Annotated in this window: 17 protein-coding genes; 9 read left to right on the top strand and 8 right to left on the bottom strand. The window is 58.5% G+C overall.

The features are described from left to right. Positions 1–120: 120 nt before the first annotated feature. On the bottom strand, positions 121–1,575 hold the full coding sequence (locus tag JMN36_RS06080; RefSeq protein ID WP_204088243.1) for an MFS transporter: 1,455 nt from the start codon (positions 1,573–1,575) through the stop codon (positions 121–123). Positions 1,576–1,774: 199 nt separating this feature from the next. Between JMN36_RS06080 and JMN36_RS06085 the strand changes: the two genes are divergently transcribed. Continuing rightward, entirely contained in the window at positions 1,775–2,602 is an 828-nt protein-coding gene (locus tag JMN36_RS06085) for a TetR/AcrR family transcriptional regulator (RefSeq protein ID WP_204088244.1), read from the top strand. 34 nt (positions 2,603–2,636) lie between these two features. On the opposite strand, the gene JMN36_RS06090 is transcribed toward JMN36_RS06085, so the two are convergent. Further along, positions 2,637–3,566: a patatin-like phospholipase family protein gene (locus JMN36_RS06090; RefSeq protein ID WP_221924022.1), complete on the bottom strand. Its 930-nt coding sequence runs from the start codon at positions 3,564–3,566 to the stop codon at positions 2,637–2,639. 166 nt (positions 3,567–3,732) lie between these two features. Between JMN36_RS06090 and JMN36_RS06095 the strand changes: the two genes are divergently transcribed. Genes JMN36_RS06095 through JMN36_RS06110 form a run of 4 tightly spaced genes read left to right on the top strand, consistent with a single transcriptional unit; the run spans position 3,733 to position 7,445 of the window. Further along, positions 3,733–4,347, top strand: a complete 615-nt coding sequence (locus JMN36_RS06095) for an ECF transporter S component (RefSeq protein ID WP_204088246.1) — start codon at positions 3,733–3,735, stop codon at positions 4,345–4,347. Further along, positions 4,347–5,939 (top strand): ABC transporter ATP-binding protein, encoded by a 1,593-nt coding sequence (locus JMN36_RS06100; protein WP_204088247.1) that lies wholly within the window; start codon positions 4,347–4,349, stop codon positions 5,937–5,939. The genes JMN36_RS06095 and JMN36_RS06100 overlap by 1 nt, the downstream gene beginning before the upstream one ends. Then, a complete protein-coding gene (locus JMN36_RS06105) occupies positions 5,936–6,703 on the top strand; it encodes an energy-coupling factor transporter transmembrane component T family protein (protein ID WP_204088248.1) in 768 nt (255 codons plus the stop codon). The genes JMN36_RS06100 and JMN36_RS06105 overlap by 4 nt, the downstream gene beginning before the upstream one ends. 13 nt (positions 6,704–6,716) lie before the next feature. Next, positions 6,717–7,445: a nucleoside/nucleotide kinase family protein gene (locus JMN36_RS06110; RefSeq protein ID WP_236881626.1), complete on the top strand. Its 729-nt coding sequence runs from the start codon at positions 6,717–6,719 to the stop codon at positions 7,443–7,445. A 62-nt stretch (positions 7,446–7,507) separates the two neighbouring features. Here the strand turns inward: JMN36_RS06110 and JMN36_RS06115 are convergent, their stop codons facing one another. After that, entirely contained in the window at positions 7,508–8,263 is a 756-nt protein-coding gene (locus JMN36_RS06115) for a DUF4232 domain-containing protein (protein WP_204088249.1), read from the bottom strand. Positions 8,264–8,456: 193 nt separating this feature from the next. Between JMN36_RS06115 and JMN36_RS06120 the strand changes: the two genes are divergently transcribed. Together JMN36_RS06120 and JMN36_RS06125 are read left to right on the top strand one after the other, a co-directional pair. Then, positions 8,457–9,626: an acyl-CoA dehydrogenase gene (locus JMN36_RS06120; protein WP_221924023.1), complete on the top strand. Its 1,170-nt coding sequence runs from the start codon at positions 8,457–8,459 to the stop codon at positions 9,624–9,626. 19 nt (positions 9,627–9,645) lie between these two features. Further along, positions 9,646–9,933: a hypothetical protein gene (locus JMN36_RS06125; protein WP_204088251.1), complete on the top strand. Its 288-nt coding sequence runs from the start codon at positions 9,646–9,648 to the stop codon at positions 9,931–9,933. Between the two features lie 3 nt (positions 9,934–9,936). Here the strand turns inward: JMN36_RS06125 and JMN36_RS06130 are convergent, their stop codons facing one another. Further along, on the bottom strand, positions 9,937–10,251 hold the full coding sequence (locus tag JMN36_RS06130) for a DMT family transporter (protein WP_204088252.1): 315 nt from the start codon (positions 10,249–10,251) through the stop codon (positions 9,937–9,939). Between the two features lie 44 nt (positions 10,252–10,295). Here JMN36_RS06130 and JMN36_RS06135 point away from each other — a divergent pair, with 44 nt between their 5' ends. Next, positions 10,296–12,086 (top strand): formate--tetrahydrofolate ligase, encoded by a 1,791-nt coding sequence (locus JMN36_RS06135; RefSeq protein WP_236881628.1) that lies wholly within the window; start codon positions 10,296–10,298, stop codon positions 12,084–12,086. Positions 12,087–12,160: 74 nt separating this feature from the next. Here the strand turns inward: JMN36_RS06135 and JMN36_RS06140 are convergent, their stop codons facing one another. Next, entirely contained in the window at positions 12,161–12,940 is a 780-nt protein-coding gene (locus tag JMN36_RS06140; protein WP_204088253.1) for an HAD hydrolase-like protein, read from the bottom strand. Between the two features lie 83 nt (positions 12,941–13,023). Here JMN36_RS06140 and JMN36_RS06145 point away from each other — a divergent pair, with 83 nt between their 5' ends. After that, on the top strand, positions 13,024–14,238 hold the full coding sequence (locus JMN36_RS06145; protein ID WP_221924102.1) for a TIGR03364 family FAD-dependent oxidoreductase: 1,215 nt from the start codon (positions 13,024–13,026) through the stop codon (positions 14,236–14,238). 92 nt (positions 14,239–14,330) lie between these two features. Here JMN36_RS06145 and JMN36_RS06150 read toward each other — a convergent pair whose 3' ends face one another. The 3 genes from JMN36_RS06150 to JMN36_RS06160 are packed head-to-tail and all read right to left on the bottom strand — an operon-like array spanning position 14,331 to position 17,897. Continuing rightward, the gene (locus JMN36_RS06150; RefSeq protein WP_221924024.1) at positions 14,331–14,939 is read right to left on the bottom strand and encodes a DUF402 domain-containing protein; all 609 of its coding nucleotides are present in this window, start codon (positions 14,937–14,939) and stop codon (positions 14,331–14,333) included. 43 nt (positions 14,940–14,982) lie between these two features. After that, the gene (locus JMN36_RS06155; RefSeq protein ID WP_204088255.1) at positions 14,983–16,914 is read right to left on the bottom strand and encodes a VWA domain-containing protein; all 1,932 of its coding nucleotides are present in this window, start codon (positions 16,912–16,914) and stop codon (positions 14,983–14,985) included. 47 nt (positions 16,915–16,961) lie between these two features. Next, positions 16,962–17,897 (bottom strand): magnesium chelatase ATPase subunit I, encoded by a 936-nt coding sequence (locus JMN36_RS06160; protein ID WP_204088256.1) that lies wholly within the window; start codon positions 17,895–17,897, stop codon positions 16,962–16,964. Positions 17,898–17,906: the final 9 nt, after the last annotated feature.

Genomic DNA, 17,906 nt, shown 5'->3' on the forward strand with positions numbered 1-17,906 from the left:
TCCGGAGAGCCGACGAACAACCCCCACGAGCTATTTTCCACCCCTCGCTGCACCCGATGGGAACCGGCGCGATTGTTGGGACCCCGACGCCAACCAGCGCACTGCTTTCCTTGCAGCCCGCTACAGCCCTTCGGTGTCATGTGAATTGCTGAGCGTCCGTAGTCCGATAGCTGCTGTGATCGTGAGCAATCCGGCAATAATCGTGAAGGCGATGCGCTGCGAGTGAACGAATGTGTCGACGACGGTATCGCTCCATGCACCATGCGGAAGGTCCACACCAACCACGATCGCCATAACAGTACCGATGACCGCAACACCGATCGAGTTGCCAAGCTCCTGCGCAGTGTCGTTCAGAGCCGCGCCGATCGAGGTGTGCTCCTCGGGCAGTGAGCCAATCAATCCCACAGCAGCCGTGGTCATCACGGTCCGCATGCCAATGGTCATGAGCAGCATTCCGGTCGCGCACCAGGCGTAGTTCGTGCCAACACCGACCCACCAGACAACCAGGCTGACCAGGACGAATGCAGTACCAACGGCACAGGTGAAACGCTGTCCATACTTTTCAACCATCTTATCGACGACGGGCCCAGCGGCCAGCATGCCAATGACGAACGGCAGGTTTGCGACGCCCGCGACCCAGGGCCGCCATCCCCAGGCGTACTGGTACAGTTCGGCCGAGGCGAACATGACCGCGGCCATGGCCAACTGGGTTGCGACCTGCAGGATAGCGGAGCCAGTCAGGGTGGGGATCCGGAAGAAGGTTAGGTCCAGCATCGGGTCTTTAGCCGTGTGTTCTCGCCAAATAAACGCGACGAGCGCGAGAACGGATCCACCAAGGGACATCAGGGTTCGTGGAGCACCCCACCCGAGTTCTGCACCGTTCGTCAACGCGTAGAGCAACAGGCTAACGGCCAACCCAGAGAAGATCGCTCCGGCGAAATCGATCGGTCCACTCTTTTTCGTTTGGGTGTCGTCGTGGGCCAGTCCGAAGTAGACGCCTAACCAGGCGATTAGCGCTGTCGGAGCATTGAGCATCAGCAGCCAGTGCCAGTCCCAGTTTTCGACGGCCAAACCTGACAGTACCGGCCCGATGGCGAAGCCTGCCATCGATACGGTGATGATCACGCCGATGGCTTTTCCGCGCAGGGCGTCGTCGTCAAACAATCTAAAAACCAGAGACATGGTCAGTGGTGCAATGCCGGCGGCGAAGGCACCCGATAATGCGCGGATGGCGATGAGCTGTCCTGTGGAGTGGCAGAGCATTACGCATAACCCGGCGATGCCGAAGAGGGCTAATCCCCACAATAATGTCCGTCGACGACCGAGTCTGTCTCCCAGGGTGCCGCCGACCATGAGGAACGCACCGAAGGTGAGTGAATAGGCGCTGACGATCCATTGCAAAACTGTGGATGTGGAGCCGAGGTCGCGTCCGATGACGGGGAGGGCGATGTTCAAGATTGAGTTGTCGAGCATTTCGACGAGCATCGTGAGGCAGAGGCCGAGGAGGGCCGGCCACGCTTCGAGTAGCGATTGAGCTTTTCTGTCCTTGCGAGGAGGAGCTGTGATGGTTGTCATGAGTGTCCTTTGTTCGTGGTTGTGAGTTCGTGTTCGTGCAACAGATTCGTGACAAGGGTGTTCGAGTAGCGCATTTTGAGCGGCGATCCCTATCGGGGTTGATCCTTATCGAATGGTGTTCGGTTACTCGAATTGCGTTCGAATATAGAACGGCGTTCGTTTGGTGTCAAGGGCTGAGGACGGCTGATACGATCGAGACATGCCCAGCAGCGAAAAGACAACCGATCGGAAGCGTTCACCAGGTAAAAAGCTGCCCCCCTCGGTGCAACGACCATCGGCACGCGGATCGGCCAGGCGCGCGGTGCTGTCAGAAGAATCCATTATTCGCGTGGCAATTGCGCTTCTGGACCGTGATGGCGCGGACAAGCTGACCTTGCGCAAGATTGCGTCCGAACTCGACGCTGGTGTTGCGAGTTTGTATTGGTACGCCAGCGGAAAAGATCAACTTCTCGCTATGGTGTCGGATGAACTCATCCGCAGAGCGATCGCAAAGAGTGAAGAACTTGAGCAGCACGGACTACTGGCGCCAGACGCTTTCTCTGAAGTGTCCTTTGCTGAACCTCATCCCTCGACGAGCGACGTAGCGGCCGAGGCTTTGGCTCAGATTCGGCGCTTATTATTGTGCCTTTTTGAACAAATGATTGAGCACCGTTGGCTAGCCCTTCAACTAATGAATAATGGCCCCGACCAGTGGTATGCGCTCCGGTTTTGGGAGCTGATTGGCCGACAAATTCAACGGCTTGGTTTACACAAACGCGAAGAGCTATTCGCCACCAACGCCGTCGTCAATTATGCATCGGGAATTGGTGCGGAAACGTCGAGCCATACAGGGCATAAAAATGTGGATCCAGCTGAAGCTGAAGAAGATATGCATGCTCAAGTTAACGAATGGGAACAGCTAGATCCAAAAGAATTCCCGTTCGTCCACGATATCGCGGAGGAATTTACCGAGCATGATGACATTGCCGAATACTCATATGGCTTAGAGCTGCTTTTAGGAGGACTGGAAAGGCAAACCTGGAAGTGAGCTCGGACTCGTGGGCGGTGAACCGGCTTGCAGCCTAGCTGCGTAAAAACTCCTCCCACCGTGGCCATTCGCGTGCCACCTGGTCCACACCCATCTCGTAGGACTTCTGCAATTTCTCCACGTTTCTCTCTTTATTGTGGACAGGCATCTGGTCGGGGTAGAACACCATTGCCCGCCCTTCTTTTTCCCATTGCGCTATTTTTTCTTTTGAACGGTTGTAACGGTCCGCGCGCTGAAGAATAGCTTCCGCAACTGCAGGCTGTTTGCGGAAATAATTACGAATCAGACGGGCCTGTGACATAGGTTCTCGCCGAAATGATTGCGGACGAGTAAGAATGAATAGGAATTTAGAAAATCCATCTTCGATTGCGGCGTCATACGCGAATCCGCCAGTTGGACCCATCGCTCCGTCGTAATAGTCGTGCCCATCGACATGCGCAACAGGCATAAAGAAAGGGATCGTTGAGGATGCGCGGGTGTAGGCCGACAATTGCTTCATCGTTTGTACATCGTCGCGGCGCCACCATGTCATATCCCCGGTGTCAGCACGTAATGCTCCGAAAGCGAATTGAGGAGAGCTTTTCATAAAAGCGTCAAAATCCATTTCTGCTATTTCTCCGGGCATAACGGATTCAGTGTAGATAAAATCGGTATTGAAATAGCCTTTACCTTTAGCAAAAGTTTTCCAACCGCCGAACCGTGGATCCTCAACAAAATCCACAAAAGAGGCCTTGGCTCTCCACCGGTTCTTTATGAGGAAATTGACAACATGCGTTGTTCCTGCTGATATTCCGCCGACCCACCCCGGATTGACCTTGTGGTCAATAAGTGCCTGAACTGCTCCAACGGTGTAACTGTTCCGCATTCCACCACCTTCGAAAACAACGGCCACATCGGGGCAGTCGAGAGGAGAATCGGACGTTCCCCACGGGGCGGTAGAGGGATCTTCAGCAGATGACGTCATAAATTCAGCATAACCCTAGTGTTATCCTCAGATCAGTACTTCGCGGGAGCCCACTATAGAGGGCTGAGAAAACCCCTTTCCTTCACCGTGTGGATACCACGTGTGGGGGAAGGATGTTGACCGTATGAACCTGATCCGGGTTATACCGGCGATAGGGAGTAAAGCTGTGAGGAAAAATAAAAATACCAGTGCTGCCCGTCCTGCCCGGCGGTGGCGCGTCGTAGATATTATTACGGCGGCCGTTTTGGGCGTAGCAACAGGATTGATTTTCTGGGTCTGGAACGGCCTCGGCGGCGCATGGTATAGCGCTATCGATTCACTATTGCCCGGATTTGGTGGACTCGTGACCGGGATCTGGCTGCTCGGTGGTGTGTTGGGCGGCTTGATCATTCGCAAACCCGGTGCCGCGATCATGGTGGAAGTCATCGCCGCCATTATCTCTGCGGTACTGGGCAACCAGTGGGGGATCACCACGGTGTATTCCGGCTTGGCCCAGGGGATAGGTGCCGAACTCGTCTTCATGGCGTTCATGTACGCCCGCTACACCTTGACCGTCGCTATGTTGTCCGGGGTGGGCGCGTCGGTCATCGAGTGGTGCTACGAATGGGCGTCGGGAAACTATGCTCGGTCCATCCAATACAACCTGATCTACCTTGTCTCCCTGTCCGTGTCGGGGGCCATTCTCGCCGGCGCTCTGGGCTTCTTCCTGGTTCGGGCGCTCGCGCGTGCGGGTGCGTTGGACCGGTTCGCTGCTGGGCGGGAAAGCACTGAGCTGGTCTAGTGGCGCACGTACACGACGACGTTCGGACGCCCGCGCGGGTTGTGGCCGAGGGTTTCGGTTGGCGGCACGCGGGACGTCGGCAACCGGCGCTGGCCGATGTGAATTTTCACATCGACCCCGGCGAGAAAGTTCTGCTCCTCGGCACATCAGGTTCGGGGAAATCGACGCTGATGGCGGGGATGGCCGGGGTCCTTGGTGACTCGGATGATGGCGATTACGCCGGCCGATTGCTCATTAACGGAATGGATGCACGCAGTGTTCGCGGGCAGGTCGGTTTGGTGCTGCAGGATCCCGATTCGCAGGTCATTTCCTCCCGGGTCGGTGACGATATTGCCTTTGGTTGTGAGAATTTGGGTTTTCCCCGCGCAGAGATCTGGGAGCGTGTTGAGTGGGCCCGTGACCTCGTCGGGCTCACTGTTCCCCTCGACCACCCCACTGAGCAGCTATCCGGCGGGCAGAAGCAGCGCTTGGCTCTTGCTGGCGTTCTGGCCATGGGGGCCGGTTTGATCCTCCTCGATGAGCCCACCGCGAATATCGACCCCGAGGGCGTGGCCGATGTCCGCAAAGCCGTGATCGCCGCCGCCGAGAGCACCGGTGCAACAGTCGTCATCGTGGAGCACCGCGTCGACGTCTGGCGCGATGTCGTTGACCGCATCATGGTGGTGGGCGATTCCACGATTCGTGCCGACGGTCCCACCGACGAAGTTATTCGCACGATGGGGGAGCAACTCGCACATGATGGAGTGTGGATTCCCGACGTTCCTCTGCCACTTGATACTTCGTGGCGACGGGAGCGTCAGGGCCGCGCTGGGGTTGACCAGCACCGCGCTGCGTCGGGCGATGCAGGCGAGAGCCGTGGGCCGTCATCGACGAACACCCTGCTTCGGACGCATGACCTGGCCGTGGGCTGGGATGGTCGCGCGGTCAACACGGGAATCTCGCTGGATGTGACTCCCGAGCCGACAGTCATCACCGGCCCGAACGGTGCCGGTAAATCAACCGTTGCCTTGACGCTCGCGGGGCTGTTGGCGCCGGTGGAGGGCGACATCGATGCATCAGCACTTGTCGCCCGGGAAAGGTCGGGCAAGGTAACGTCGGTAGCAATCCATAGGAAGCGTGACGCCAGCAGCAACCCGATGGAGTGGTCATCGAGGGCTCTAGCTCAGCGCATCGGGACCGTGTTCCAAGACCCCGAGCACCAATTTGTGGCCCGCACCGTCCGCGACGAATTGCTCGTCGGCCCCCGGGTGTGTGGGATTGATCCCGATGTCGGTGAGCGCCGTGCCGATGAGCTGCTCCGACGACTGCACCTGGAGAACCTAGCCAAGGCGAATCCGTTTACCCTGTCGGGCGGTCAGAAACGTCGGCTTTCTGTGGCGACGGTGCTGTCCACCCATCCCGATGTGGTGATTGCGGATGAACCGACGTTTGGCCAGGATAGGACCACGTTTATCCAGCTTATTGAGCTGCTGCGTGAGATGAGCGATGACGGGGTGGGGGTGCTCGCCATTACTCATGATCCGCTGGTAGTGGATCTGCTCGGTGTGCGCCACGTCCGGTTGGCCTCGGGAGGAATGGAGGTCCAGCGATGACCCGCGCGACACCCCGAAGTGTGAACTTCAACCCGACGGCTCGGATTGCCGCGATGGCTCTTATTGCGACGCCACTTCTCATTTCGGTCGATATCGTGTCAGCCGGTGTGGCGCTGATATGCGAACTGCTGGTCGCCCCGTTCCTGGGGATGGGGTGGGGCCGGATTATTCGCCGTGGATGGCCGGTTTTTATGCTCGCGCCGCTCACGGGAGTGTCGATGCTGCTCTATGGCCGGCCCGAGGGCAAAGAATACGTGTCCTTCGCGTTCGCCCACATCACCGACAATTCGGTGTCTTTGGCCCTAGCGATCATGGTCAGGGTTTTGGCCATCGCTCTGCCCGCCGTCATCTTGTCCGCTGATACCGATCCCACCGACCTTGGCGACGGCCTAGCGCAAATCTGGCATCTGCCGGAGCGATTCGTCATCGGCTCCGTGGCCGGAGTGCGCTTGGTGAGTTTGTTCGAGCGTGACTATTCGGCGATGCACCGTGCTCGTCGCGCCCGTGGCCTGGCGGATTCCGGCCGGATCCGTCGAACGCTCACTATTTTCTTCGCGTTGTTAGTGCTCGCGCTGCGGCGTGGCGGGAAATTGGCGACGGCCATGGAAGCCCGCGGGTTCGGCTCGGGCCGGCCCCGCACCTGGGCGCGAGAATCACGCCTGCGGTGGCCGGACTGGGTGTTAATGATCGGCGCTCTCCTCGTCGCGCTGATGGCTCTGGTGACGGCATGGATGACCGGGTATTTGCGCTTCTTGGGAGCATGATGCGGAGGCGGCGATGATAAACGACATCACTACGTTGTTCCGTGAATCGGGGGCAGCGTCATCTCGGTTAGCCTCCGCTGTTGGAATCAGAGTGGCCAGTACCGACGAAGGCCTTGTCGAACTGCGTCGGTTAGTTGACCAAGGAACGATTCCCGATTGTTTTTCGACGGAGCCGGGGAGCACAGTGCTCATCGATGGATTATCGGGCTCGGGCAAAACAACGCTCGCGAAATACATGGCGGAGGCGACCAGGACCCGGGTGATCCATTGTGACGAGTTTTATCCCGGATGGTCTGGCCTGATGGAGGCCTCCCGGATCGTGGCGGATTCCGTGTTGGCGTCCGCCGACGCTGGTTATCTTCGGTGGGATTGGACTGCCGATGCTCCCGGAGAGTGGGTATCAGTGGATCCCGCCGAGCCGCTCATCGTTGAGGGCGTCGGCGCGGTCACACCCGCGTCGCTGGAGGCTGCTCGTCGGCGGCTATTAGATCAGGGCCGTGATCAGCAGCATTTGCGTGATCAGCGGTCACGTCGAAGTGGTTACCCGCCGAAAACCCATGAAGATGCAGACATCGTGGCTATTGAGGTGCGTGCGGATGCACACCGTCGACAGCAGCGGGCACTCCATCGCGACCCAGGATTTAAAGAGTTTTGGGCGATGTGGGCTGAACAGGAAAACGAATATGAAGCCTCCCGCGGAAAGCCAACCGTCGCTATATGGAACGACCTCACTGCTGGATAAGACTTCACTGTTCACATTGGCCGCGTTTACTGGCCTAGCTCCCCGGCAGCTCCGGCAAATCCCTATTTCTTAGTGATCGGCCCAACATGCATGTCAACGGTATCGCCAGAGCATGCGTCGGTGGGGTAATCAACAAAGAGCGCAGCCTTCTCGTCAGGCGGATATATCCGCAGGCCACGAGCCTGTTGGGGCTTACACGACTCCGGCGAGTAATTCCCCGCCTGCGCTTTCTTAACCGTCACGGTGGCAGCCTCACCAGGGGCTACGCTGACCAGAGACGCTGCGGCATTACGGTCCTTGTCAGCCGGCTTACCGATCTGGTGCCCGTCATTCCCGCCGACGGCACTCACGCCGGGATACCCATAAAACGTGCAGGAATGATCGGACTGGTTAGTCAGCGTGATCGTGAGATAGCTGGACCCGGCTGCTCCGCTCTCAGTCTTCAGGGAAGCTGAGATATCCGCGGTGTGGCACCGATCGCCACGTCCTGTCGACGCCGCACCCGCCACGTTGTGCGCCGCTGCGTCGTTAGGTTCTGAACCATTCTTCGTCGACGGCTCTACTGCTGCCGATGAACCAGACAACGACGGCGACGGTGTGGCGGACGAGTCTGATGGAGTGCCCTGTGTCTGTGAGCTCGCGGAAGGAACCGTCGACTCTGAGCCCGTGTTCGTGGAGGATGTCCCGCTCCCACATGCTGCGAGGACGCATGCGCTCACCGTGAGCGCAGCGAAGGTGACGCCGCGCCGGGCTGATACGCCGCGCCGGGCCGATCCATGAGAGCGTGCGTGTCGCTGGGCCATCGGTGAGTGGTTCATATGTCCGAGTGTAGCTGTCGGCAATGGTGGGGCTGGGTGGAGGAAACCGAATTAGCACCCAATTACGTGAACTATGTCTCATAGATCGTCGGCAACCTTTAAAATCACAGTCATTCGTTGTTAAAAAAGTGGCGTATCTATGTCTGATTGCGGGCGTGCGTCTTACCGATTTCTATGTGTGAGAGGAACCGTCATGGCTCTGAACTCTGATTTTGATCTTTACCAGCTACCGGAGGATTACCAAGGGATGCGTGACGCCATCCGGGAGATTGCGGAGAAAAGCATCGCCCCGCACGCCGCCGATGTCGACGAGAACGAGCGTTTTCCTCAGGAAGCCCTGGACGCGCTGGTAGAGACGGGTTTCAATGCTGTGCACATTCCAGAGGAGTACGGCGGAGCCGGCGGGGATTCGGTCATGGCGTGCATCGTCATTGAGGAAGTCGCGCGCGTGTGTGGTTCGTCCTCGTTGATCCCGGCCGTGAACAAGTTGGGGACGATGGGGCTCATTTTGAAGGGCTCGGAGGAGCTGAAACAGCAGGTCCTCCCGGATATCGCCGGCGGGAAGATGGCTTCGTACGCGCTGTCGGAACGAGGAGCAGGCTCCGACGCGGGATCGATGAAGACACGTGCCCGCAAAGATGGCGACTCGTGGGTACTCAATGGGTCGAAATGTTGGATCACTAACGGAGGCAAGTCCACCTGGTACACCGTGATGGCGGTCACCGACCCGGACAAAGGTGCTAACGGCATCTCCGCATTCATGGTCCACGCCGATGATGAAGGATTCGTCGTTGGCCCCAAAGAAAAGAAGCTGGGGATCAAGGGGTCTTCGACGACAGAGCTGTACTTCGAAGATTGTCGTATTCCCGCTGACCGCATCATTGGCGACGAGGGGACAGGCTTCAAGACGGCCCTGGAGACCCTGGATCACACGCGTCCGACGATTGGTGCGCAGGCTCTCGGCATCGCGCAGGGGGCGTTTGACCAAACGGTGAAGTACGTGAAAGAGCGTGAGCAGTTCGGTCGTCGGATTGCCGATTTCCAAAACACGCAATTCATGCTTGCTGACATGAAAATGAAGATCGACGCTGCGCGCCTCATGGTGTACACGGCGGCGTCGAATGCTGAGCGCGGTCACGCCGAGGGCGGGGAGCGCTTAGGTATGCTTGCGGCGGGTTCGAAAGCCTTCGCGTCGGACGTCGCTATGCAGGTGACGACCGATGCCGTGCAGTTATTCGGTGGTTACGGATACACCCGCGATTTCCCGGTTGAACGCATGATGCGCGATGCCAAAATCACGCAGATCTACGAAGGAACGAACCAAATCTGCCGCATGGTCATGGGGCGACAGATACTGAAATAGGTGCTTAAACTGGGAAACGATGAAGAAACTTCAATCCGTTCTTCGTAAGATCAGACCATTTTTATGGCTCGTCGGCGCAGTATGCGTTGTAGGAGCGATCTGGTTTGCATTGAAGGCTAACTATGCCATGGCTACCAACCTTGGACTGGTGGCTGGGCTCGTTGTCGCGGTTCCGGAACTGCTCAGTCAAAATGTAAAAAAGAGCGATAATCCCATGCCGAGTAGCGAAGAGATTGCCCAGCACCAAAAGCGCCACCCGACCGCTACGCTCGCAGAATCTATCAATGATCTGCGTGGAGAGAAATAGCAGCTAACTTGTCGCTTTGAGTCCTGCCACACCGCCGATGATCATGCACAGGAACATGATCTTGAGCAGAGAGACGGCCTCTTGTCCCGTGGCCATTCCCCATACGACGGTGCCGACGGCCCCAATGGATACCCATACTGCATAGGCCGTGCCGACGGGGACATCGCGCATCGCCAGTGATAGTCCCACCATGCTCAGCGCGGCGGCGACGACGAAAATGATAGAGGGCACAAGCCGGGAGAATCCCTGCGACTCGTGAAGCGCTACGGCCCAGGTGGTCTCGAATAGGCCAGAGACAATCAGGATGATCCACGCCATGGTGTCCGTTACCTCTCTATTTCTTCATCTGCCCTCGGGTAGGCATGGCCCTAGGTATCCTGGGAACCGTGTCTGCAACTGAACAAAAACCCTCGAATCCGTCCTCGTCTGGTCACACAGGGACGTCTGCTCACCCCAGCAGCCAGCCTTCCGACGTTTCCATCGCTCAAGCTCACCAATTAGAACCTATTGCCGACGTCGCTCAGCGTGCTGGCATTCCCGTAGAAGCTACGGTGCCCTATGGAACGACGAAGGCTAAGGTGACCGTCGGAAAGTTAGCACAGAGTGCAAAAAAGGGGAAGGTCGTCCTGGTGACGGGCATGTCTCCGACGCCGGCAGGGGAGGGGAAATCGACTGTCCTCATTGGTCTGGTCGACGGGTTGGCCGCGGCCGGTGTGAAAGCGATGGCTGCTCTTCGTGAGCCGTCGTTGGGTCCAGTGCTGGGTATGAAAGGTGGCGCTGCGGGTGGGGGATACTCGCAGGTTGTCCCCATGGAGGACATTAATCTGCACTTCACGGGTGATCTTCATGCGATCACGTCGACGAATAACGCGCTGGCCGCTCTGATCGATAATCACGTTCAACAAGGTAACTCTCTAAACCTTGACCCACGAAAGATCGTGTGGCGACGGTGCCTGGACGTGAACGATCGCGTCCTGCGGAACATCATCACTGGTTTGGGTGGCAAAGGTGGCGGTGTGCCACGCGAAGCCGGTTTTGATATCACGGCGGCCAGCGAGGTGATGGCGGTTCTGTGCTTAGCGCGGGATCTGGCGGACTTGAGGGAACGATTAGGCCGTATGCTCATCGGCTATACGCACGATAATGATCCGGTCTTCGTACATGATTTGGGTGTGGAGGGGTCGCTTGTCGCGCTCTTGCGAGATGCGATGTCGCCGAACCTTGTCCAAACGCTGGGTGGGGCACCGGCGCTGATCCACGGGGGGCCGTTCGCGAATATTGCGCATGGGTGCAACAGTGTTATCGCCACTAACGCAGCACGTGAATTGGCTGATGTTGTGGTGACGGAGGCCGGTTTCGGCGCAGATTTGGGTGCAGAAAAATTCACGGATATTGCGTCGGTGGCCGGCGATTTCGCCGCAGACGTGGCCGTCATTGTGGTGACTGCCCGGTCGTTGAAATACAACGGCGGTGTGGCACGCGGCGACCTCAACGAGGAGAACGTGGAGGCCGTGCGTTCCGGTCTGGCTAACGTGGAACGCCATTGTTCCTCATTGCGACGGTTAGGTATGCAGCCGATTGTGGCCGTCAATAAGTTCATTACTGATACCGACGCTGAACTGTCGGCTATCAAGGAGTGGGCGGACGACCATGGACTTCGTGCGGCCGTAGCGAATGTGTGGGGCGAAGGCGGTGCCGGGGCCGCTGACTTGGTGGATGAGGTTCGCGAGGCTTTGGCAGACGAGCCAGTGCGCACCGACACGGGCCAATCAGGTGCAGGGCGGACGCGCATTTATGATCCGCAAGACGGCGTTAAGGCAAGCATCGCAACCATTGCGCACGACATTTATGGCGCTGAGCAGGTCGAATACTCCCAGCAAGCCGGTAAAGACCTGGCTCAGCTGAAGCGCCACGGGTGGGATACCTTGCCGGTGTGTATCTCCAAGACTCCGTATTCGTTTTCTGACGATCCGTCAGCGCTCGGGGCACCGAAGAATCACACGCTGCATGTTCAACGGCTGATCCCCAAGCTTGGCCCCGGATTCGTCGTGGCCCTCACCGGAACAGTTTTCACCATGCCGGGGCTGCCGAAGCACCCGGCTGCGATGGAGATCGACGTCACCGACGACGGAACCATTACCGGGCTGTTTTAGAGGCGTTTGGGCTGGTTGGATGCCCGGGCTGTGCGGGCGGAGTGAAGTGAGATTTCCGCGTTTAGCGTTTCGGTTTAGCCATCCAATTCGGTTACGGCTTCGCCCGCAGCATTGAGAGCTGACAGCGATTCCGATGAGTCCAGGTCAGCCAGCGAGTCCAGCACGATCGTGTGGGGCCGGGCCTCCAAAACGTCACGTGATAATGACCCGGTGAGAACGCCGACTCCGCGCACGCCTGCATTGGCGGCGGCATCCAGATCGGCTGTGGTATCTCCCGCAGAAATGACCTCAGCGACGTTCGTCACGCCGGTGAGTTCCATGGCGTGATGAATGAGATACGGCGCGGGGCGCCCTGCCCGTACGGTGTCGCTGGTTACCAGTGCGTCGACGGAAAATGGAGCGTTGTCCGCCTCGTCGATAAGTCGGGACGAAACGGTCGTTTCATCCGGAGCCATAGACAGGGCACGAGCGCCCCACCCAGCTGCAGAGAGGACGATCTCGGCAATCGACCGCTGAAATCCGGTGGTCAGCGCAACTTTTCCGCCTTTGCGCTGGAACTCCAGTAAAAGCTTTTCAACCCCCGGGATAGGCGTCGGAGGGTTGTTGGTGTATTCGGTCTGCAGCCCTTCGAGGAAATCGTTGTATGCAGTGTTGATGGTCTCTTCCGACGGGGTAAAACCGCCAGAGCTCAGCAGCGTGATAATCGCGCTGCGCTTTTCCGTTCCCTTGACCTGGTTAACCTGATCAGGCGTGACAGTGATGCCTTGTCTCTCCACGCTTTCGCGCAATCGGCGGTACACGACTCCGCCTTCGCCGATCGTGGTGCCAGCAATATCGCATACAAGGAGGGTCATGCCTGAACCCTAACAGTTTCCGCGGGGTGGTTAAGAAAACTCGACAGATCTCAGTAATAGCGGCCACCATAGAAACTATGGATATGTTTAGGTCAGCCGAGGAAACACAGTCTCGGGATAATGTGGTGGGTAATAAAGCGGATCTTATTGTCGTGGGCGCAGGCATCGTAGGCTTAGCTACTGCGTGGCGCGCTCACCACCAGGGCCGGCGAGTTCACCTTATTGACCGCGCTAACCGACCGGTCGGCGCCTCTATCCAAAACTTCGGCCACGCGTGCTTCACTGCCCAAGCCGATGCTATTCAGGACGTCGCGGCAGACTCCCGTAATGGGTGGAAAGCAGCCGCCGCTGAAACTGGCTTGTGGGCAGCGCAACCAGGCACCGTCGTGCCCGCCGTGAGTGAGACCGAGATGACCGTGCTCCGGCAGTTCCACGATCACCGCGGGTCTGAGCAGGTCACGCTCTTGAGCGCTGATGACACGCTTGAACGGTTGGGCCTCACGGGCTCCAGAAGCAGCGGCACTGGCGACATCATTGGCGGTGCACTTTTACCGCTCGATATGAGGGTCAACCCCCGGGAAGCTGCGCCGCGCCTCGCAGAATGGCTCGCCGCGAATGGCGTCGAATTTAGCTGGAACACGGCCGTTCACCATGTAGGGGACGGCCAGGTTGATACCTCCCGTGGAACGTTGTCCGCCGACGAAGTCGTTGTCTGCCCGGGGCACCATGTCGGGAATATTTTCCCCGATATTGCGGAACGCAACGGGCTGAGAACCTGCGTCCTGACCATGGCATTGATTGACCGCCCCGACCACATTCCCGCGGACCTCGCGATGCTGACGGGAACGTCGCTCGCCCGCTATGACGGTGTGGCTGCCATGCCCGGTGTGCCAGATCTGCGCGAAGAATTATTAGACACAAAGCCAGAATTAGTGGGATGTATTGCCAACCTTATGGCTACTGCTTTGCCGGACGGCGCAATTCCTGGTCTCAACTCCAGTGGTAGCGGAATATTTATTGGCGATTCCCACGATTATGCGCAGTCGCCTGAGCCATTTATTCAGCAGAACATCGCAGACCTGCTTATGGACAATGCGTCTGCATATCTCGGCATCGCGCATCCCGTGGTGCGTCAACGCTGGCAGGGTCGATACGCGGACAGTCCGGACACCAACCTTGTTCTCGAGCGGCCCGATGACCGCACCACCGTGGCCGTCGTCGCTTCTGGAATTGGTATGACGCTGTCGTTCGGGATCGCAACCCTGATTACCGAACACCGCGATGCACCTGACTTCTAGCCGTTTTAACCGTCAGTTTTAGTACAACGAGCCAGACAGTGGCTGCCGTTTGTTGTGGGTAATTGCCCGAGCAATGGGTCTATTAGCGATGATTAAGGCGCAGGTGTCAATGAGATATCGTCGGGGTTTTCCCATGTCAAGGCGATATTGAACTGCTCTACCCAGGAGTCAATATCCCCGTAGGTCGTCAGCCCGTCGACGACGGTGGCCGTCACGGAGAGAGCGTGCGCCAATTCGGCGGCAGAGATAAAGCCCTGCGTGTAGGCGTCCTCGAGCTCGTCTAGATCGAGGACTTCCATGGAATAGCGGGCGTCCGCGCCCGACTCGCGGTTGTAGAGGACAATGTCCGCGTAGTAGTCGGTGGTCGTCCAAATCGGGCGCTCGCTATCCCGCGCGTTGTGCGCGATGTCGATATAAAACTCTTGCCTGCCGGTGAGTGGCTCGGTTGCTTTCGTCTCTGGCCGAAAGTGGAATTTTGTAATTCGGATATCGGGATCGCGCAATAACCAGGCTTCGATATATCCGAACCGTGGATGGTCGGCTCCTCTGGCCATGTAAAGCCCGAATGATGTTTCGAAATACTTATCGACGTTGCGTGTAAAACCTTTAGGGTCAATATTTGTCTTGCTGTCGATATCGAATGTTTCGTGTTTAGGCGCGTGGGTAGCTTCGTGATGGGGCTGATTCGTTGGTGATTGCATAGCCGTCCTGAGTGAAATGTGCTGGTTTGTTAATTGTGTTGGCTTAGTTTCGACGATTTCGGTTGCGGGCCCGGCGTTGCCGTCGAGACTGGCCCCGGGAAGAAGCCGGTATGCACGTCACCGACGACACCACGGCATCGAGTTCATGCTTCGCCTTCTGGGCATCATCGGCGGGGCTCCCGTGTGAGTGGGGGAGGCCGACGTTGGCCCGGCCGTCGGATAGTTCGATCACGCGGACTAATTCGGGCGGGAATCGTCGGGCGATAGTGGTTGCTCGAAGCCGCGCCGATGCAAGGGGAGTGCCACCACCGGTAGGCAGTGAGGTGAGGCACCGTCGTGCGCGTGACAGGCTCCGGGTGACGGGTAGCCCGATTGCTGCTTCATGTCCTCGGGCGACGATGATGCAGACTTTGCTGCGGTCCCGATAGCTCGATTGCAGCACTTCCAGGGCGGTGGATTTCGCCGTGCGGATGGCGCCGCGGCCCATGGATCCGGATGCGTCAACGATGATGATGACCAGTTCGCCGCCGGCCGATTCGCGTTGGGCCGTACGGAGGTCATCGCGGGTCAGGATGATACGACGCTGATTGCGCTGACCACTCTGCTTCTGCGGGCCGTCCTGATGACGATGCCGGAATCGCTGCCACGGTGCAGCTGCAGCAAGGGTAGGAAGAATCGCGAGATCAGTGTCATGGGTTCGCGCTGGCATGACTCGACGAACACGGCCGCGGTGAGAAATCCCACGAGGCCCATGACGTCCAGGCCACACCGTGGTTGACGTCCGCCCCCGGCGAGGGATGTGGGGGATGGCTAAGGGCTGATCATCAGGCTTGTCGACGGGGTCAGTGTTCCGGGCTTCCGCTCCCGTGGAGGCGTCGTCATTGTGGGGAGGATCGTTGCGGTCCTCGCGCGATGTGTTACCGGAGTCGCTCTCCGATGGCGATGAATCCTCGGAGGAAGCATCCACGCCAGGCTCTTCATCGGAGTCGGTGTCGACATCGTCCGGTCGTGCTGCGGCCGGATTGGCGTTCTTATCCTGCTCGTTATTCTCTTCTTCGCTGTTTCCGTCGTGGTTCTCGTCGTCGCCGTCCTCGTCGTTATCCCGTGGGGGATTGTCAAAGTCCGAGTCGTCAACGTCCTCCGGGAGCCGAGGCCGGATAAACATATCGACAATGGCTTCGTGTACGTGTTCCGTGGCGTGCCCGAGGGTCCGCGCAGCATGTGCCATATAAATGGCGTCGAGGAGTAATCCCGGCGTCGCCTGGCTCCCGAGATGCGTCATGAGCGCTCTGGCCACCCATTGGCTGAGCTCATCATCACCATCGACGGCCTGAACGTCGTCCTTCCTGGTATCAGAATTTTTAGTGCCGACGTCGGCATCGTCGGCATCGCCACGTTCGTCGGTAACACGAACCTCGTCGACTGTGGTCGTGCGGGAAGCGCCAGCGGGCATAAACCGCGACGCTAGCGCAGTGATCAGGGCGGGGTCTGTGGTGTAAGGAGCCGACAAAATCGGGCCGACATAATCGAGTATGACGGCGGGTACCTCATCGATCGTCGAGGTTTGCCGTGAATCGGGCACGGCAGAGATGACATGGCATGCCGAAAAGTGCTGGGCGACGGCTGCGGCGGTATCCACCTCAAGAAGATGAGCGTTGTGAATGATGACGAGCCCATCGTGCCGGGGCGCGTTGTGTTCGGGCACATCGTCCCCGAGTGCACTCCCGTCTTCCCACGTAGCGTCGGATCGATCGTGATTAAACGACGTGCTCACCCGCGTGATATCAGCGGGCGTCATGCTGGGACTCACACGGATCACTGATCCATGCTTCGTGCCCGCCCAAAGTTCCTCCAGCGCATCTAACGATTCGTTGATCCGCACCGAATCGCCCGTGAGCAACAGCCACGAAGGGCGAGAATGCACCCATACCTGCAGTGCATCAATGGCGTGTGCCAAAGAGTCAGGATATGCCATGGTGTCACTCTCGTTAATGGTCGGGCTCATTATCGGTCGGAAAATAGTTATTCACATACCTGGTGAATCGTGCGCTTTAACCGCGCATCAACATCACCCGGCGCTTCGAATGCCTCGGTTGGCACGCGGTGCCGGAGCGCCGCGAGAGCCACCGCACCAACATCCTCCCTGGTCACGGTGTCGTTACCGTGGAGGGCAGCCCGTGCACGTGCGGCACGGGTAATGACCAGCTCGCCACGGTGCCCCACACATCCCGTTTCAGTACAGACCTCAACAGCAGTGAGCACGGCATCTTCACTGAGCTCAATATCACGGACGCGGTCACGCGCCTGCTCAATAGATGCGGCCAGCTCCTGCTCTTCCTCCTGAGCGTCTTCAAGAAAAGCCTCAGGGTCAGCGTCGAAGGCAAGCCGCTCGCGAACAATAGTCATGCGCTCCGTCGGGTCGGTAAGAGTGTCCACGCGCAAGGCAAGACCGAACCGATCCTGCAATTGTGGCCGCAAGTCACCCTCCTCGGGGTTGCCCGACCCCACCAACACAAATCGCGCCGGGTGCGTGTGGCTAATGCCGTCGCGCTCCACAATGTTGACCCCGGACGCTGCGACATCGAGCAGGACGTCCACCAAGTGGTCGTCGAGAAGGTTAATTTCGTCGATATAGAGGAACCCATTGTTGGCGTCGGCCAATAGTCCCGGGCGGAACCGCGCCTCGCCAGTGGTCAGCGCGACGTCGATATCGAGGGAGCCGATCAAGCGGTCTTCAGTCGCGCCGAGAGGAACGTCGATAACCGGTGTGGTGGGGGACGAACCCTCACCATGCTGTGACAGCAATTGCCCCAATGCGCGGACCGTCGTCGTTTTCCCTGTTCCCCTATCGCCGAAAGCCAGCACACCTCCAATGCCGGGATCGATTGCGCAGAGGATCAGTGCTTCTTTGAGCTCATCTTGTCCGTGGATGTGTGTAAAGGGATACACGCGGTTCATTCGGTTACC

This window comes from Corynebacterium pseudokroppenstedtii, from assembly GCF_019754945.1.
GTDB classification, from domain to species: Bacteria; Actinomycetota; Actinomycetes; order Mycobacteriales; family Mycobacteriaceae; genus Corynebacterium; species Corynebacterium pseudokroppenstedtii.

What these genes read in the sequence shown, in the direction of transcription:
- JMN36_RS06135 (WP_236881628.1), top strand. Translation starts at nt 10,296, where the DNA reads ATGGCCCTAGGTATCCTGGGAACCGTGTCTGCAACTGAACAAAAACCC.
- JMN36_RS06105 (WP_204088248.1), top strand. Translation starts at nt 5,936, where the DNA reads ATGACCCGCGCGACACCCCGAAGTGTGAACTTCAACCCGACGGCTCGG.
- JMN36_RS06120 (WP_221924023.1), top strand. Translation starts at nt 8,457, where the DNA reads ATGGCTCTGAACTCTGATTTTGATCTTTACCAGCTACCGGAGGATTAC.
- JMN36_RS06125 (WP_204088251.1), top strand. Translation starts at nt 9,646, where the DNA reads ATGAAGAAACTTCAATCCGTTCTTCGTAAGATCAGACCATTTTTATGG.
- JMN36_RS06085 (WP_204088244.1), top strand. Translation starts at nt 1,775, where the DNA reads ATGCCCAGCAGCGAAAAGACAACCGATCGGAAGCGTTCACCAGGTAAA.
- JMN36_RS06145 (WP_221924102.1), top strand. Translation starts at nt 13,024, where the DNA reads ATGTTTAGGTCAGCCGAGGAAACACAGTCTCGGGATAATGTGGTGGGT.
- JMN36_RS06090 (WP_221924022.1), bottom strand. Translation starts at nt 3,566, where the DNA reads ATGACGTCATCTGCTGAAGATCCCTCTACCGCCCCGTGGGGAACGTCC.
- JMN36_RS06155 (WP_204088255.1), bottom strand. Translation starts at nt 16,914, where the DNA reads ATGGCATATCCTGACTCTTTGGCACACGCCATTGATGCACTGCAGGTA.
- JMN36_RS06140 (WP_204088253.1), bottom strand. Translation starts at nt 12,940, where the DNA reads ATGACCCTCCTTGTATGCGATATTGCTGGCACCACGATCGGCGAAGGC.
- JMN36_RS06160 (WP_204088256.1), bottom strand. Translation starts at nt 17,897, where the DNA reads ATGAACCGCGTGTATCCCTTTACACACATCCACGGACAAGATGAGCTC.
- JMN36_RS06115 (WP_204088249.1), bottom strand. Translation starts at nt 8,263, where the DNA reads ATGAACCACTCACCGATGGCCCAGCGACACGCACGCTCTCATGGATCG.
- JMN36_RS06110 (WP_236881626.1), top strand. Translation starts at nt 6,717, where the DNA reads ATGATAAACGACATCACTACGTTGTTCCGTGAATCGGGGGCAGCGTCA.
- JMN36_RS06150 (WP_221924024.1), bottom strand. Translation starts at nt 14,939, where the DNA reads ATGCAATCACCAACGAATCAGCCCCATCACGAAGCTACCCACGCGCCT.
- JMN36_RS06130 (WP_204088252.1), bottom strand. Translation starts at nt 10,251, where the DNA reads ATGGCGTGGATCATCCTGATTGTCTCTGGCCTATTCGAGACCACCTGG.
- JMN36_RS06080 (WP_204088243.1), bottom strand. Translation starts at nt 1,575, where the DNA reads ATGACAACCATCACAGCTCCTCCTCGCAAGGACAGAAAAGCTCAATCG.